This window comes from Paraburkholderia sp. RCC_158 (assembly GCF_041355255.1).
Lineage (GTDB): Bacteria > Pseudomonadota > Gammaproteobacteria > Burkholderiales > Burkholderiaceae > Paraburkholderia > Paraburkholderia graminis.
Genome location: NZ_JBFUPM010000006.1, coordinates 211006 through 226389, shown reverse-complemented (window position 1 = coordinate 226389; position 15384 = coordinate 211006). Strand labels below are relative to the sequence as shown.

The 15384-nt window shown below is 63.2% G+C and carries 14 protein-coding genes; 2 read left to right on the top strand and 12 right to left on the bottom strand.

The window, feature by feature from the left end; genetic code table 11:
- Positions 1-48: 48 nt before the first annotated feature.
- The 6 genes from otnI to AB6809_RS14735 form a co-directional block, all read right to left on the bottom strand.
- Positions 49-834: a 2-oxo-tetronate isomerase gene (otnI, locus tag AB6809_RS14760; RefSeq protein WP_006049270.1), complete on the bottom strand. Its 786-nt coding sequence runs from the start codon at positions 832-834 to the stop codon at positions 49-51.
- 76 nt (positions 835-910) lie between these two features.
- The gene (locus AB6809_RS14755; protein WP_029966373.1) at positions 911-2245 is read right to left on the bottom strand and encodes an MFS transporter; all 1335 of its coding nucleotides are present in this window, start codon (positions 2243-2245) and stop codon (positions 911-913) included.
- Positions 2246-2318: 73 nt separating this feature from the next.
- The gene (locus tag AB6809_RS14750) at positions 2319-3029 is read right to left on the bottom strand and encodes an aldolase (protein ID WP_307258808.1); all 711 of its coding nucleotides are present in this window, start codon (positions 3027-3029) and stop codon (positions 2319-2321) included.
- Positions 3029-4336 (bottom strand): 3-oxo-tetronate kinase, encoded by a 1308-nt coding sequence (otnK, locus tag AB6809_RS14745; protein ID WP_029966378.1) that lies wholly within the window; start codon positions 4334-4336, stop codon positions 3029-3031. Before otnK ends, AB6809_RS14750 begins: the two co-directional genes overlap by 1 nt.
- Before the next feature lie 15 nt (positions 4337-4351).
- A complete protein-coding gene (gene ltnD / locus AB6809_RS14740) occupies positions 4352-5242 on the bottom strand; it encodes an L-threonate dehydrogenase (RefSeq protein ID WP_029966380.1) in 891 nt (296 codons plus the stop codon).
- Between the two features lie 74 nt (positions 5243-5316).
- Complete coding sequence (locus AB6809_RS14735; protein ID WP_006049265.1) at positions 5317-6021, bottom strand: FadR/GntR family transcriptional regulator; 705 nt, start codon at positions 6019-6021, stop codon at positions 5317-5319.
- 236 nt (positions 6022-6257) lie between these two features.
- On the opposite strand from AB6809_RS14735, the gene AB6809_RS14730 reads away from it, so the two are divergent.
- Complete coding sequence (locus AB6809_RS14730; RefSeq protein WP_006049264.1) at positions 6258-7082, top strand: IclR family transcriptional regulator; 825 nt, start codon at positions 6258-6260, stop codon at positions 7080-7082.
- A gap of 75 nt (positions 7083-7157) precedes the next feature.
- Here AB6809_RS14730 and AB6809_RS14725 read toward each other — a convergent pair whose 3' ends face one another.
- The 6 genes from AB6809_RS14725 to manD all read right to left on the bottom strand — a co-directional run bounded on the left by AB6809_RS14725 (position 7158) and on the right by manD (position 13662).
- Positions 7158-8348 (bottom strand): M20 aminoacylase family protein, encoded by a 1191-nt coding sequence (locus AB6809_RS14725; RefSeq protein ID WP_029966385.1) that lies wholly within the window; start codon positions 8346-8348, stop codon positions 7158-7160.
- Positions 8349-8443: 95 nt separating this feature from the next.
- The gene (phnN, locus tag AB6809_RS14720) at positions 8444-8995 is read right to left on the bottom strand and encodes a phosphonate metabolism protein/1,5-bisphosphokinase (PRPP-forming) PhnN (RefSeq protein WP_029966386.1); all 552 of its coding nucleotides are present in this window, start codon (positions 8993-8995) and stop codon (positions 8444-8446) included.
- A gap of 80 nt (positions 8996-9075) precedes the next feature.
- Positions 9076-9909, bottom strand: coding sequence for a GntR family transcriptional regulator (locus tag AB6809_RS14715; RefSeq protein WP_029966387.1), 834 nt, complete (start codon positions 9907-9909; stop codon positions 9076-9078).
- A gap of 66 nt (positions 9910-9975) precedes the next feature.
- A complete protein-coding gene (locus tag AB6809_RS14710) occupies positions 9976-11268 on the bottom strand; it encodes an MFS transporter (RefSeq protein WP_029966389.1) in 1293 nt (430 codons plus the stop codon).
- 84 nt (positions 11269-11352) lie between these two features.
- Positions 11353-12399, bottom strand: coding sequence for an L-idonate 5-dehydrogenase (locus AB6809_RS14705; protein ID WP_006049259.1), 1047 nt, complete (start codon positions 12397-12399; stop codon positions 11353-11355).
- Between the two features lie 54 nt (positions 12400-12453).
- Positions 12454-13662, bottom strand: coding sequence for a D-mannonate dehydratase ManD (manD, locus tag AB6809_RS14700; protein WP_029966391.1), 1209 nt, complete (start codon positions 13660-13662; stop codon positions 12454-12456).
- A gap of 211 nt (positions 13663-13873) precedes the next feature.
- Here manD and AB6809_RS14695 point away from each other — a divergent pair, with 211 nt between their 5' ends.
- Positions 13874-15367: a mannitol dehydrogenase family protein gene (locus tag AB6809_RS14695; RefSeq protein WP_029966394.1), complete on the top strand. Its 1494-nt coding sequence runs from the start codon at positions 13874-13876 to the stop codon at positions 15365-15367.
- Positions 15368-15384: the final 17 nt, after the last annotated feature.

The following is a 15384-nucleotide window of genomic DNA, read 5'->3' as shown; positions in this document are numbered from 1 at the left end:
TTCGCTTGAGTCCTCGTGTTGGGTTATCGGGCCGCGTTCACGCTGCGTTCACGCTGCGTTCAGATAGGGCTTTAACCAGCCGAGTCCCGCGGACGTCGCGGCGCGCGGCCGGTATTCGCAGCCGATATAGCCGTCGTAACCGAGCGCGTCGATCACCTCGAACAGATACGGATAGTTGATCTCGCCCGTGTCCGGCTCGTGCCGCTCGGGCACGCCCGCGACCTGAATGTGGCCGATGCCCGCGAAATCGCGCCTCAGTTTCATCGCAAGATCGCCTTCGACGATCTGGCAGTGATAACAGTCGAACTGCACCTTCAGATTCGGCGCGCCGACTTCCGCGCAAATGGCTTGCGCTTCGTCCTGCCGGTTGAGAAAAAAGCCCGGCATGTCGCGTGTATTGATCGGCTCGATCACGATCGTGATGCCCTCCGCTTGCGCGGCCTTCGCGGCATGCGCAAGGTTTTGCAGATACACCTCGCGATGCCGCTCGCGCGGCTGATCGGCGGCGATCAGGCCGGCCATCACATGCAGCTTGCGATTGCCGATCACCCGCGCGTAGTCGAGCGCGGTGTCGATGCTGCGGCGGAACTCGTCTTCACGCCCCGGCAGCGTCGCGATGCCGCGCTCGCCGCTTGCCCAGTCGCCCGGCGGCGCATTGAAGAGCGCTTGCGTGAGGCCGTTCGCATCGAGACGCGCCTTGATTTCTTCCGCGCGGAAATCGTAGGGGAACAGAAACTCGACCGCTTTGAAGCCGTCTTTCGCCGCGGCGGCGAAGCGGTCCAGGAAAGCGTGCTCGTTGTACATCATCGACAGATTCGCGGCGAAGCGAGGCATGGCGGCAACTCCTTTGAAGCGATGTTCGGCGCGCGGCAAACAACACCAGGCAATGCGTAAGCCGCGCGCAGGACGATTAACGGTTGACCAGTTTCGCGGGCGTGAGCCACGTGGCAATCGCGCCGATCACCAGCATGCCGGCCAGCACATACATGCCGGACTGCGTGCTGTGCGTCAGGTCTTTCAGATACCCGATCATATAAGGGCTCGCGAAACCCGCGAGATTCCCGATCGAATTGATGATCGCGATGCCTGCCGCCGCGGTCGCGCCCGACATGAACGCCGTCGGCAGCGACCAGAAAAGCGGCGCGCAGGTCAGCACGCCGGCTGCGGCGAGCGATAGAAACGCAATCGACACAACCGTGTTGCTCGCGAACGAAGCCGCTACCGTGAAGCCCACCGCGCCGAACAGCGCCGGCACGATCAGATGCCAGCGGCGTTCGCGGCGCTTGTCGGCGCTATGGCCCATCAGATTCATCACGACGATCGCGCAGAGAAACGGAATCGCGCTCAGCAAGCCGATATTGAACGCACCGCTAACGCCTGTCGATTTGATGAGCGTCGGCATCCAGAACGTCAAACCATATTGCCCGGTGACGAACGCGAAATAGATCAGCGACATCCACCACGTGCGCGGATCGCGGAACACGGCGCGCAGCGAATGCGCATTGGCTTTTTCCTTCGGCTGCGATGCGGCGATTTCATCGCTGAGCAAGCGCTTTTCGGTTTCGCTCAGCCACTTCGCGCTCGCGATGCCGTTGTCGAGATACAGGATCGTCGCAATGCCGATTGCAACCGCGGGAACCGCTTCGATCAGGAACATCCACTGCCAGCCCGCGAGACCCGAGCTGTTATGAAACGACTGCATGATCCAGCCGGACAGCGGATTGCCGAAAATGCCCGACACCGGAATCGCCGACATGAACACCGCAATGATCTTCGCGCGCCGATGCGACGGGAACCAGTACGTCAGATAAAGGATCACGCCAGGATAGAAACCGGCTTCGGCGAGACCGAGCAGAAAGCGCAAGATATAGAACTGCGCGGGCGTCTTGACGAACACGAACAGCGCCGACATCACGCCCCAGGTAATCATGATTCGCGCAATCCAGATACGCGCGCCGAGCTTGTGCATCAGAATATTGCTCGGCAACTCGAACAGAAAATAGCCGATGAAGAACACGCCCGCGCCGAGGCCGAACACGGTTTCGCTAAACGCGAGATCCTGCGACATTTGCAGCTTGGCAAAGCCCACGTTCACACGGTCGAGATAAGCGACCACGTAGCACAGCATCAGGAACGGCACGATGCGCCAGAACACTTTCTTGTAGGTACGCTCGATTTCCGCGGCGCCGGGTTGTCCCAGGGCCGCCGCAATCGGCTGGCCCGATACGGCCTGATACGAACTCATGCAATGTCTCCTTGGATGGATGTGTGATGCGTCGCCTTGGGCGATCTGGCTTTGGATGGTCCGTTGCAACCGGCTACCAGCGCGCGCCGAACACGCTGCGCAGTTCTTCGAGCGCGGCTTCGGAAAGCGGCGCGGGCCGCGAATTCGTCATGAGCCACAAACGTGCGGTTTCCTCGAGTTCTTCCAGTGCATACGACGCCTGCGCGACCGAGCGCTCCCACACCACCGGACCGAGCCGCTCGAGCAACACCGCGCGAACGCTGCCGGCCAGCGCGGCGATTTGCTCGGCGACTTGCGGGTCGCCTGGCCTGCTGTAACGAATCAGCGGGACGTGGCCCACTTTCATCACGTAGTACGGGGTGATCGGCGGCAGTACGTCGCTCTCGTTCCACACGCCCGCAAGCGTAAGCGCGACGAGATGCGTCGAATGCGTATGCACGATGCCGCGCGCCTCGCCGTTGCGCGCATAGATGCCGCGATGCAGCGCGAGCGTTTTCGACGGCTTGCCGCCCGACACCGCGTTGCCGTCGAGATCGACTTTGGCGATGTCGGCGGGATCGAGGCGGCCGAGGCACGCATCCGTCGGCGTGATGAGCCAGCCGTCGTCGAGACGCGCGCTGATGTTCCCGGCGCTGCCCACCGTATAGCCGCGCTGATAAAGACTCGCGCCTGTTATGCAGATTTCTTCGCGCACGCGCGCTTCGTTGGTTGCATGGATGGCGGGTGCGCCCTTCGTTGCGCCCTTCGTTGCGCCGGTCGTTGCGCTAGTCAGTTCACTAGTCATCAAGCGGCTCCGCTCAGATGGCGCAGCGCTTTTTCGAAGAAATCCGTTGCGCCGAAATTGCCGGACTTCAGCGCGAGCGCGAGCGGTTGAGAACCGGTCGTCGCAGTCGCGGGCACGCCCGGGTCGATCTGCGCGCCGATGCGCAAGCTGTGTACGTCGAGCGCCTGCACCACTGCGCCCGACGTCTCGCCGCCCGCCACGACGAACTTGCGCACGCCGCGCTCATAAAGACCGCGCGCAATCGACGCCAACGTGGCTTCGACCAGATGCCCTGCCTTATCGACGCCCAGTTCGCGTTGCACCGCTTTGACTTCGTCGGGCGTGGCGGTTGCATAGATCAGCATCGGCTCGCCTTTGTCGAGGTACGTTTGCGCGAATGCGAGCGCCTGTTCGACGACGGCCTCGCCGCGCGCGGCCGCGAGCGGATCGATGCGAAACGCGGGACGCGTGTCGCGCCACGCCGCGACTTGCGCGTTGGTCGCTTTCGACGCGCTGCCCGCGAGCACCGCCGACAAACCTTCGACGGCCGGCAACTGCGCGGCATCGTCTTGTGGCTGAAGCAAACCCGCGCGGCGAAAGTTGGCCGGCAAACCGAGTGCGATGCCCGAGCCGCCCGTGATCAGCCTGAGATCGGCGCAGGCTTCGCCGAGCACGTATAGATCGGCGTCGGAGACCGCATCGGCGATTGCCATGCGTGCGCCCTGCTTACGCAACGCGTCGAACGATTCGCGCACTGCCGCGGCGCCTTTTGCCACCGCGTCATAGCGCACGAGCCCGACTTGCGATTGCGTCTGACGTTGCAGCACGCGCACGAGGTTCGCGTCGCGCATCGGCGTGAGCGGATGATTCTCCATGCCGGACTCGCTGAGCAATGCGTCGCCGACGAACAGATGCCCGCGAAAAATCGTGCGGCCGTTCTCGGGAAACGCCGGGCATGCAATCGTGAAAGCGCTTGCCTTGTCGTCGGCGCAAAGCACGTCGAGCAACGCATCCGTCACCGGGCCGATGTTACCCGCATCGGTCGAATCGAACGTCGAGCAATATTTGAAAACGAACTGGCGGCACCCTTGCGCGCGCAACCAGTCGAGCGCGGCGAGCGATTGCGCGACCGCATCGGCGGCCGGAATCGTGCGCGACTTCAGCGCGACGACGATTGCATCCGCCGCGATCGTTTCGCCATCCTGAGGAACGCCGATGGTCTGCACGGTGCGCATGCCGCCGCGCACCAGCATATTCGCGAGGTCGGTCGCGCCCGTGAAATCGTCGGCGATGCAGCCGAGCAGCGCGCGTTGTGTCGTAGCCGTCATGGCAGGCGCTCCCGCTTACTTGGCCGCCGGCACGTCGATGCCGGGGAAAATCTTGATGACCGCGGAATCGTCCTCGCCGCCGTGGCCGGCCGTGGACGCCATCATGAACATCTGATGCGCCGCCGCCGAGAGCGGCAACGGGAACTTCGAGCGGCGCGCGGTATCGAGCACGAGGCCGAGATCCTTGACGAAAATATCGACGGCCGACAGCGGCGTGTAATCGCCAGTGAGTATGTGCGGCACGCGATTTTCGAACATCCACGAATTGCCCGCGCTGTGCGTGATGACGTCGTACAGCGCGTCGGGATCGACGCCTTCGCGCAAGCCGAGCGCCATCGCCTCCGCCGCCACCGCGATATGCACGCCGGCGAGCAACTGGTTGATGATCTTCACCTTCGATCCCGCGCCATGCGCCGAGCCGAGGCGATAGACCTTGCCGGCCATCTTCGCCAGCACGTCCTCGCAGGCCGCATAAGCCGCGGCGGGGCCGGACGTCATCATCGTCATCTCGCCGGATGCCGCGCGCGCCGCGCCACCCGAGACCGGTGCATCGAGCATCTGCAAGCCGGCTGCTTGAACACGCTTGCCGAGTTCGATCGCGAAGTCGGGCGCGACCGTCGCGCTTGCGATCACGACGCCGCCCGGCTTCATCGCCGAAACCGCGCCTTGTGCGCCGAACAGCACGGCTTCGGTTTGCGCAGCGTTGACGACCAGCGTGACGACCACCTCGCATTGCGCGCCGAGTTCGGCGGGCGATGCGCAACCCACGCCGCCTTCGTTCACGAAGCCCTGCAGCACTTCACTGCGCAGGTCGCACGCGTGAACGCGAAAGCCCGCGCGCAGCAACGAGCGCGCGACGCCCAGGCCCATTGCGCCAAGACCGATGACACCGACATTTCTGGACATGCTCGAACCTCTCTGAAGTCTGTTAAGTGCTCACGCGAATCGGCGCGGGAATACGCCGGGCACGGGGCTTTGCATCAGCAAATGCCCGCTTCCGCGAGCCGCCGCGCCGCGTTGTACATATGCGTTCGCGCCGCATTGCGCGCGGCCATCGGATCGCCCGCGCGAATCGCGGCGGCAATGGCCGCATGCTCTTCGCGCACCTGACGCGAAAAGTCCTCGCGCAACGCTTCATTGCGACGCGTGACGACCGTGCCGGCCTCGAGATACTGGTTCAGGAACGTGAGCGTTTTGAGGAAATACGGATTGCCGGTGGCCGCCGCGATCGCGCGATGAAACGCGACGTCTTCGGTCACGCCGTCTTCGCCCTCGGCGACAGCCTCGTCGATCTTCGCGAGCGCGGCGTCGATGGCCATCATGTCGGCGTCGGTGCGGCGCATCGCGGCCTCGGACGCGACTTCGGCTTCGATCGCCCGCCGCAGCGCGAGAATCTGCACGACGGAGCCAGGCTCGACCGCTTCCGCGTAGTCGATACGCAGCGGCCGCACCGTCCCATGCGCCGCGACGAACACGCCGCTGCCCTGACGCGGCTCGACCACGCCTTCATTCTTCAGCCGCGAGATCGCTTCGCGAATCACCGTGCGGCTCACGCCGAACTGTTGCGCGAGCACCGCCTCGGTCGGCAGCTTGCCGCCGCGCGTGAACGTGCCCTTGTCGATCTGCTTGAGAAGCTGCTGCGCGACCGTGTCGCTCAATGCGCGCGCTGGAATCTTGTCGAACATGCACTACCTCGTTGTCATGTTATCGGGTCATCATACAAATTTTCGATGCGGACGGCATCCTCGGATACCCTGGGTTTCTCAAGCGCAGGGTGCTTAAGTTGGCGAAACAGAAGGCTTAAGCTATCGTCACGCCTTTGCGCATCCGCATGTTGATCAAGCGTCGATCACGGTCGACCGAGGTCGATTCACTCGACGCCAGCGGTGCCCGAGCCCTTCGAACGCATTCTCCCAGGTCCATGAGCAAAGCCTTGCCGCCGTCCTCCGACGTTTCCGCCAGCGCCGAACCGGCCCCGGACAAACCGGGCGACTCCTACGTGCAGTCGTTCGCGCGCGGCCTCGCGGTGATTCGCGCGTTCGACGCGAAGCGCCCCGAACAGACGCTCACCGACGTCGCCGCCGCGACCGGCCTCACGCGCGCCGGCGCGCGCCGCATTCTGCTGACCTTGCAGACGCTCGGTTATGTCGAAGCCGAAGGGCGCCTGTTCCGTCTCACGCCGAAAATTCTCGACCTCGGCTTCGCCTATCTGACGTCGATGCCGTTCTGGAATCTCGCCGAGCCGGTCATGGAGGAATTGTCCGCGCAGGTTCACGAAAGCTGCTCGGCGGCCGTGCTCGACCGTACCGAGATCGTGTATGTGCTGCGCGTGCCGACGCACAAGATCATGACGATCAACCTGTCGATCGGCAGCCGCTTGCCGGCGTATTGCACGTCGATGGGCCGCGTGCTGCTGTCCGCGCTCGACGACGAAACGCTCGACGCAACGCTGAATTCCTCGCCGCTTTACGCGCACACGCCGCGCACGGTGACGGACAAGGAAGAACTAAAGAAGCTGATCGCGCAGGTGCGCCGCCAGGGCTGGGCCATCGTCGATCAGGAACTCGAAGGCGGTCTGATTTCGCTGTCCGCGCCGATCCGCAATCGCCAAGGACGCGTGATCGCGGCGATGAACATCAGCGGCAATGCGCAGCGCAATTCCGCGAAGCAGATGGTGAAGGCGTTTCTCGAGCCGCTGCAACACGCGGCGCAAAGCGTGTCGGAGATGGTGGCGCGGCGCGGGTGATGGCGCTGGCGCTTGTGCTTGCGCTTCTGCGTGAATAACGTTGAAGCACAAGCGCCACTGCCTGCGTCCAGGCGTCTAGCGGCTCAGATACCGTTCCACAAGACGCGTCCAGAACGCCGCGCCCACCGGCAGATTGCGGTCGTTGAAGTCGTAGTGCGGGTTGTGCACCATGCAGCCGTCCTCGCCGACTCCGTTGCCGATACGCAGGAACGTGCCTGGCCGCTGTTGCAGCATGAACGCAAAGTCCTCGCTGCCCATGAGCATGTCGGTCTGTGCGACGACCTTGTCGTCGCCCACCAGTTCGCGCGCGACTTCGATGGCGAAATCTGTTTCGTGATCCGAATTAATCACGACCGGATAGCCTTCGATATATTCGACGATGGCCTTGCCGCCATAACTCGCGGCCTGCGTTTCGGCGAGTTCGGTAATGCGCTTTTTCAGCAGCGCGCGCACTTCGGCGCTGAACGAACGCACGCTCAGTTCCAGCTTCGCCGTGCTTGCGATCACGTTGTTCGCCGTGCCCGCATGCATGGAGCCGACCGTCACCACCGCCGGTTGCGACGGATCGACGTTGCGCGCGACGATCGTCTGCAACGCCATTACGATGCTCGCGGCGATCACGACCGGATCGACCGTCAGATGCGGACGCGCCGCATGACCGCCCACGCCTTCGATCGTGATGATCGCCTTGTCGCCCGCCGACATGAACGGCCCCTTGCGAAACAGCAGCACGCCCGGCTCCGCGCCCGGATGATTGTGCACACCGAACACGGCGTCGCACGGAAAGCGCTCGAACAGGCCGTCTTCGATCATTTTCTTCGCGCCGCTGTCGATGCCGCTTTCTTCGGCCGGCTGAAAATACAGATGCACCGTGCCCGAAAAATTGCGCGTGGCCGCGAGGCGTTGGGCCGCGCCGAGCAGCATCGTCGTGTGACCGTCGTGGCCGCACGCGTGCATCTTGCCGTGCGTGCCGCTCGCATAAGGCAAGCCGGTTTCCTCGACGATCGGCAACGCGTCCATGTCCGCGCGAATGCCGATGCTGCGTGTGCCCTCGCCCACTTTCAACGTACCGACCACGCCGGTTTCACCGACACCGCGCGTCACCTGCCAGCCCCATTCTTCGAGTTTGCCGGCGACGAGCGCGCCCGTCTGCAATTCCTCGTAAGCCAGTTCGGGATGGCGATGAATGTGATGGCGAATGTCGCGCAGGCTTTCGGTGGCGGGAATCAGATCGGCTAGTTCGGTCAAACGCGCGGTTTCGCTCATTTTTCAAGGGACTCCGTGATGGGTGAAGCTGAATGAAGGCAGATGCAAAGGCGGCCGTAAGCGTGATGCACGCTCGGGCAGCTCGATGTCCAGCACTATAGCCGGGCATGGCCCTTGAGGAAGGCGATCAAGGCATGACCCGCGTCTTCGAGTTCGCCTGAGTTGTCGATCGACTCGCAGCGCACGCCGTCGGGTAAGCTGAAAGGCGCGTGACGTGCGAGCCGCGCGGCCACCTGTTCCGCGGATTCGCGCGCGCGTGCGCCGAGACGCGCTTCGAGAATATGCGGCGCGGCGTTCACATGCACGACTTCGGTCCGCGGATAGCGCGCGAGCGCATGATGCAGATACTGACGCGAACCGTTGACGACCACCGTGCAACCACGCGCGAGCCACGCATCGAGTTCGATGCCGATGCCATAGTGCAGCGAATGACTCGACCACTCGAGCGCGAAGAGACCGAGCAACGAACGCGCGGCGAACTCCTCGACACTGAGCGCCACATGTTCCTCGCCATTGCCGCTTGGCCGCGTAATGTAACGATGCGCGAAAAGAATCGGCTCGCCCGCGAGATGCTTGCGCGCAAAGCCCAGCAACGCGTCTTTACCCGCGCCGGACGGCCCCATCACATAGACCAGGCGACCTGTCATTGGCCCCTCACCTCATGGCTTTTAAACGGCACACTTTGCCATAAGACGGCGCGTTTCGGGACCTGTCCAGCGCGACGTATTTACGTGGACAGCGGCACGCGCTCGGGTTCGTCCGCTTCGAACCACGCGGGATTGCGCGCGGCGATGGGACCGAGCGACACGAGAATTTCGCGCAGATGACTGCGCATCGCGGCTTCGGCGGCGGCCGGATCGCGGGCGCGCAAGCCGGCCAGAATTTTCGCGTGCTGTTTGATTAGCAGATCGAGTGGCGACACGTCGGGCAGACTCAAGTAACGCACGCGGTCCATCTGCGCCTTGATGTCCTGGATGGTTTCCCACGCGGCCGTGCAATCTATTGCTTGGGCGATCGCGTAATGAAACGCCTCGTCGAGTGCGAGAAACGCGGCCGTGTCGTTCGATTTCGCCGCGAGCTTCTGGTCACGGATGTTGTCGGTAAGCGCCTGCAATTGCTCGTCGGTAATCGACACAGCCGCTTTGCGCACGACGGCTGCTTCGATCGCTTCGCGAATGAAGCGCCCTTCGCGCACCTGACGCGGCGAGATGCGCTTCACGAAGGTGCCGCGTTGCGGCAAGACCTGCAACACGCCCGCCTCGACCAGTTTGATGAACGCCTCGCGCACGGGCTGTCGCGACACCTGAAACATGTCGGAGACGTCCTTCTCCGAAAGCGGTGTGCCGGGCGCCATCTGTCCGATAAAAATGGCCTGCCGCAACGCCCGGAAAATCTGCTTGCCGATGGGTTCGTGCGAATCGAACGACACGTTCGCGGTCAGGTCGGGCAGCGCGACATGCTCGCCTTGCTGCGCGCTCGCCCGACGCCGGGCGCGCGGCGCGGCGAGCGTTGCATCGGCGGAAATCGAAGGCTTGCTGGCGGAGAAATTCCTGGTCGGCATTTTTGCAAACTACGGAGAGCATCGGGTGGGAAGCCTCAGCGATACGTCGCGAGGCTTCGCACCATACTACCATGCACGTTTGATGGTCAGCGTGCCTGCACGCGGCTCGCGAATCCATACGACCGAGCACACCGCGCCGAGCACCGCAATCCCGCCCGCCAGCACGAATGCGCTGCCGTATGCGCCATGCGTCGCCTGCACGATGAAGCCGGTAACCGCGGGTCCAATCACGCCGGCCAGATTCGCCAGCAGATGCACGAAGCCGCCGACGCCGCCCACATGTTCGCGCGGCACCGTGTCCTGAATCACGGCCCAATACACGGCGCCCGTCACATAGAGGAAGAAGATCGAGACCGACATCAACGCGACCGCGCTTTGCGTGCTGGCCACGCGGCCGGCCAGCGCGACGCACACCGCCGCCGCGCCGAGGCAGGTGCCGAGCACGATCTTGCGCGACAGGAGCGGCCTGCCCGTCAACCGCAGAATCAGGTCAGAGATGAAGCCGCCCGCTGCGAGCCCGATGCTGCCGAGTACCCACGGGATCACCGTGGCGATACTCATGTCATGCAAGCTCAGGTGATGCGCTTCCGTCAGATACGTCGGGAACCACGAGAGAAAGAAGAACAGCACATAGTTATACGAGAAGAACGCGAAGGCCGTCGCGAGAATGATCGGCTTGCGCAGGAAGTGGCCGAGGCCGAGCTTCTCGCCATCGGCCGAATGGGTGATGGCATGTTCATCCGCCTGACCGGCCAGAATGAGCTCCATCTCCGCCTGCGAGACACGCGCGTTCTGCTGCGGATGTTCAGTCGTGGTCGCGGCCCATGCGATCAGCCAAAGCAGCCCCAGCAGCATGATTGCGACGAAGGCCCAGCGCCAGCCGAACTGCACCGCCATGAAGCCCACCACCGGACCCGCGAGCGCGCCGCCAAGCGGCGTGCCGGAGCTGATCACGCCGATCGCGCTCGCGACTTCCTTGCGCGGAAACCAGTTGTTGACCATCTTGCTGTTAGACGAGCTGAACGGCCCTTCGCCCATGCCGAAGAGCACGCGCAAGACGATGAGCGAACCAATGCCCGTCGCAAGCGCCGTTGCTCCGCAAAACACGGACCATACGCCCATTGCCGTGCCGAACACGCGTTTTGCTCCGACCTTATCCGACAGCACGCCGCCCACGAAATTGAACAACGCGTAGCCGACGAAGAAGCTGCTGAACACCACGCCCATTTGCGCGTGCGAAAAGTTGAGGTCTTTCTGGATCAGCGGCGCGGCGATAGACAGCGCCGAGCGGTCCAGATAATTGATGACGCCTGCGAGAAACAGCAGCGCCACGACAAACCAGCGTTGACTTTTAATCATGCGATGTCTCCTTCGGTTCTCGCCTCTTGACGGGCGTTAATACCGCTTGTGAATGGGATGCGCGCGCCTCTCGGACGTGCGGCTTCAATCGAAATTCAGGTGCACCTTCATCGATTGCGAGCGATCGAGCGCGACCTCGAACGCCTTATTGGCGTCGTTCATCGCAAATGCGTGCGTCATGAGCGGGCGCAGGTCCAGCTTGCCGGAGGCGATTTCATCGGCGGCGGTCGCGTATTCGTCGGCGAAGCGAAATGAGCCCTGATAGCGCAGCTCTTTCGACATGACGAGGTTGGCGGCAACAGGCGATTGACCCGCCGGCAAATTGCCGACCTGGATCACCGTGCCGCCCGCGCGCGCCGAGCGCAACGCAGTGTCGAGCCCCGCGGGGCTACCCGATGCTTCTATCACGACATCGAACGTGCCGCGTTGCGCGGACCATTGTTCGATGGTCGCGGTATCGGCGGCATTCACGGTCTGGTCCGCGCCGAGCTGTTCCGCGACGCTCAACGCGCGGCTCGACAGATCCACCGCGACGACCCGATGCGCGCCGGCGCGCCGCGCGACGGACAGCAGAATGCAGCCGATCGGTCCGCAACCGATCAGCAGCACGCTCGCGCCGATGAGCGAGCCGGCCTGCTTCACCGCGTGCAACGCAACGGCGAGCGGCTCGGCCATCGACGCCTGCGCGAAATCGACGCCGTCCGCCACGGGGAAACATTGCCGCGCGGCCACGACAATGTATTGCCGGAACATGCCCTGCGTGTGCGGGAAGGTCGACGCGCTCCCCATGAAGCGCATGTTCAGACAATGATTAGGCATCCCTATCGTGCAGTACTTGCAGGTGCCGCATGCGAGGCCCGGATTCACGGCGACGCGCTGGCCGGGCGCGAGACGCGTTTCCGTACTCACGCCCGCGCCGAGCGAATCGATTTCGCCGGCCACTTCGTGTCCAAGCACAAAGGGCTCGCGCACCGCAAAATCGCCGCTTTTTCCCTTGAAGTAGTACGACAGATCCGAGCCGCAAATGCCGCCCGCGCGCACGCGCACTCGCACCTGACCGGGGCCCGGCTCCGGCGGTTCCATTTCGTCGATGCGGATCAGCTTGGGTTCGTGAAGGACGGCTGCAAACATGGTGGACTCCGGTATTTCAATTCGAAAAGAAGAATGCTCGGCGATAGCGCGGCGTCACCAGTTCCATAGCGTGCCGTCCTCGAGACGCGCAACGGGCAGATAAGCCGGGTCGTACGGGAAACGCGCGGCAGCGGCTTCGTCGATGTCGACGCCGTGACCCGGCGCATCGCCGGGATGCATCATGCCTTTGTCGAAACGCCATGCATGCGGGAATACATCCAGCGCGTCTTGCGGAAAGCCCATGTATTCCTGCACGCCGAAATTCGGCACCCACAGGTCGAAATGCAACGCCGCGCCCATGCAGACCGGCGACAGGTCCGACGGTCCGTGGCAGCCGGTACGTACCTGATACAGCGAAGCAAAATCCGCAATCCGCCGAAGATGCGTGATGCCGCCCGCGTGAGTCAACGTCGCGCGGATATAGTCGATGAGCTGTTCCTCGATCAACTGCTTGCAGTCCCAGATGCTGTTGAACACCTCGCCGACTGCAATCGGCGTGACCGTATGCTCGCGTATCAGGCGGAAGCCGGCCTGGTTTTCGGCGGGCGTCGGGTCTTCCATCCAGAAGAGACGGTACGGTTCGACAGATTTGCCGAGACGCGCGGCTTCGATAGGCGTCAGCCGATGGTGCACGTCGTGCAGCAGATGCGTGTCGAAACCGAACTTGTCGCGCACGGCTTCGAACAGCTTCGGCACGAAGTCGAGATATCTCTCCGACGACCAGCTTTGCTCTTCCACCGCGCCCTTCGTTGCAGGCTCATACATGCCGCTGCCCTTCGACACGCCATAGACAGAGCGCATGTTCGGCACGCCGCATTGAATGCGGATGGCCTGATAGCCTGCTTCGATGTGTTCGGCGTACCGCTCGAGCGCTTCGGGAATGTCGCGGCCGGTAGCGTGTCCGTAGACCATCACGCCTTCGCGCGACGCGCCGCCGAGCAGTTTGTACAGGGGCATGCCGGTCACTTTGCCGAGTATGTCCCAGAGCGCCATGTCCACAGCGGCGATGGCCGTCATCGTGACAGGACCGCGGCGCCAGTACGCGCCTTTGTACAGATACTGCCAGGTGTCTTCGATACGGCCAGGATCGCGGCCGATCAGAAGCGGACACACGTGGTCCTTCAGATACGATGCAACGGCCAGTTCACGGCCATTGAGCGTCGCATCGCCGATGCCGTGCACGCCTTCGTCGGTGACGATTTTCAGCGTGACGAAGTTGCGGCCGGGACACGTGACGATGACGTCGGCACGAACGATCTTCATGGTTTCTTCCTTGCAGAGACGAGGCTTGGGACGGCAACCGCAGCGGCAACCTGTTGCGGAAATCGCGTTTTGCGCAGTGCCCGAAGCGTTTGAACGATGCTACCATACAAGTATATTGAAGCGTCAAATCAGGGTTTTCCCGCTGATTCACTGCGATTCACCGTAATTCACAGCCCGTGACGCAACCCGTGACCTCGTCTGGATTTCAAACATGAGCACGCCAGCATCGTTGCCTCGACTCAATCGTCAAGCGTTGTCCGCATTGCATAAACATGTGTTATCGCCGCAGGCCGCATGGCGCGAGCCCGGCATCGGCATCGTTCATCTCGGCATCGGCAATTTTCATCGCGCGCATCAGGCGCTTTATACGGAAGAAGCCATGCTCGCCGAAGGCGGCGACTGGGGCATTTGCGGCGTCACGCTGCAAGGCGACGTGGCCAAGCGCGATGCGCTGATGGAACAGCAAGGCTTATACAGCGTCGTTGAACGCGGCCCTGACGGCGCGAAGGTGACGGTCGTGCGCGCACTGCGCGAGGTGCTCGCAATGCCGCACGATAGCGATGCACTGTTTAGTCGACTCGCCGATCCCGCAGTGCGGATCGTGTCGCTGACCGTCACGGAAAAAGGCTACTACCGCGATGCAAAAACAGGCGACGTCGCGCTCGACGATCCCGCCGTACAACACGATCTTTCGCATCCACACGCGCCGCGCACCGTGCCCGGCATTCTGGTCGCCGCACTGCGCGCACGCCGCGACGCTGCAATAAAGCCGTTCACCGTTCTCTCGTGCGACAACCTAGCGCACAACGGCGCCGCATTACGTCAGGTGGTGTGTTCGTTTGCAAGGCAGTCCGATACGGCACTCGCCGACTGGATTGCCGCGGAAGTGGCCTTCCCGTCGACGATGGTCGACCGTATCGTCCCTGCCACGACCGACGCGGAACACGCGAGCGCAGCCGCGGCGCTCGGCTATCGCGACGCCGCGCCCGTGCCTTGCGAGCCTTTCCGGCAATGGGTTATCGAAGACCATTTTCCAGCGGGACGTCCCGCATGGCATGCGGTGGGCGCGCAACTCGTCGACGACGTCACGCCCTACGAACTGGCGAAGCTGCGCATGCTCAACGGCACGCATTCCACGCTTGCCTATCTGTCGATGCTGGGCGGCTTCGCCACGATCGACGAGGCCATCGCCGAGCCCGCCGTGCGCAATCTCATTCACGCGATGATGACGCACGAAATCGCGCCGACGCTCGACATGCCCGCTTCGTTCGACGTAGCCGTCTATCGTGACGCACTGCTCGAACGCTATGCGAACCCCGCGCTCAAACACCGCTGCGCGCAGATCGCGATGGACGGCAGTCAAAAGATTCCGCCGCGCCTGCTGGGCACGATCGCCGCGAGAATCGCCGCGAATCAGCCATTCACGCGCCTTGCACTGGCCGTCGCTGCATGGATGACGTTCCTGCGCGGCCATGCGGATGACGGCTCGCGTTACGACATCAGCGATCCGCTTGCCGGCAGATTGAAGACGCTCGCGGCATCGGCCAATGGCGAGCCGCAAGCGTTAATGGACGCGCTGCTGTCCGTGCGCGAAATCTTTCCCGTGGAATTGGCCCAACAGCCCGCGTTCAGGGACGCGCTTCATCACGGGTTGCAGTTGCTGCAAACGCGGGGTGCACGCGCCGCGATAGCCGCGTCGCAATAGCGCGCGCAAAAAGCAAC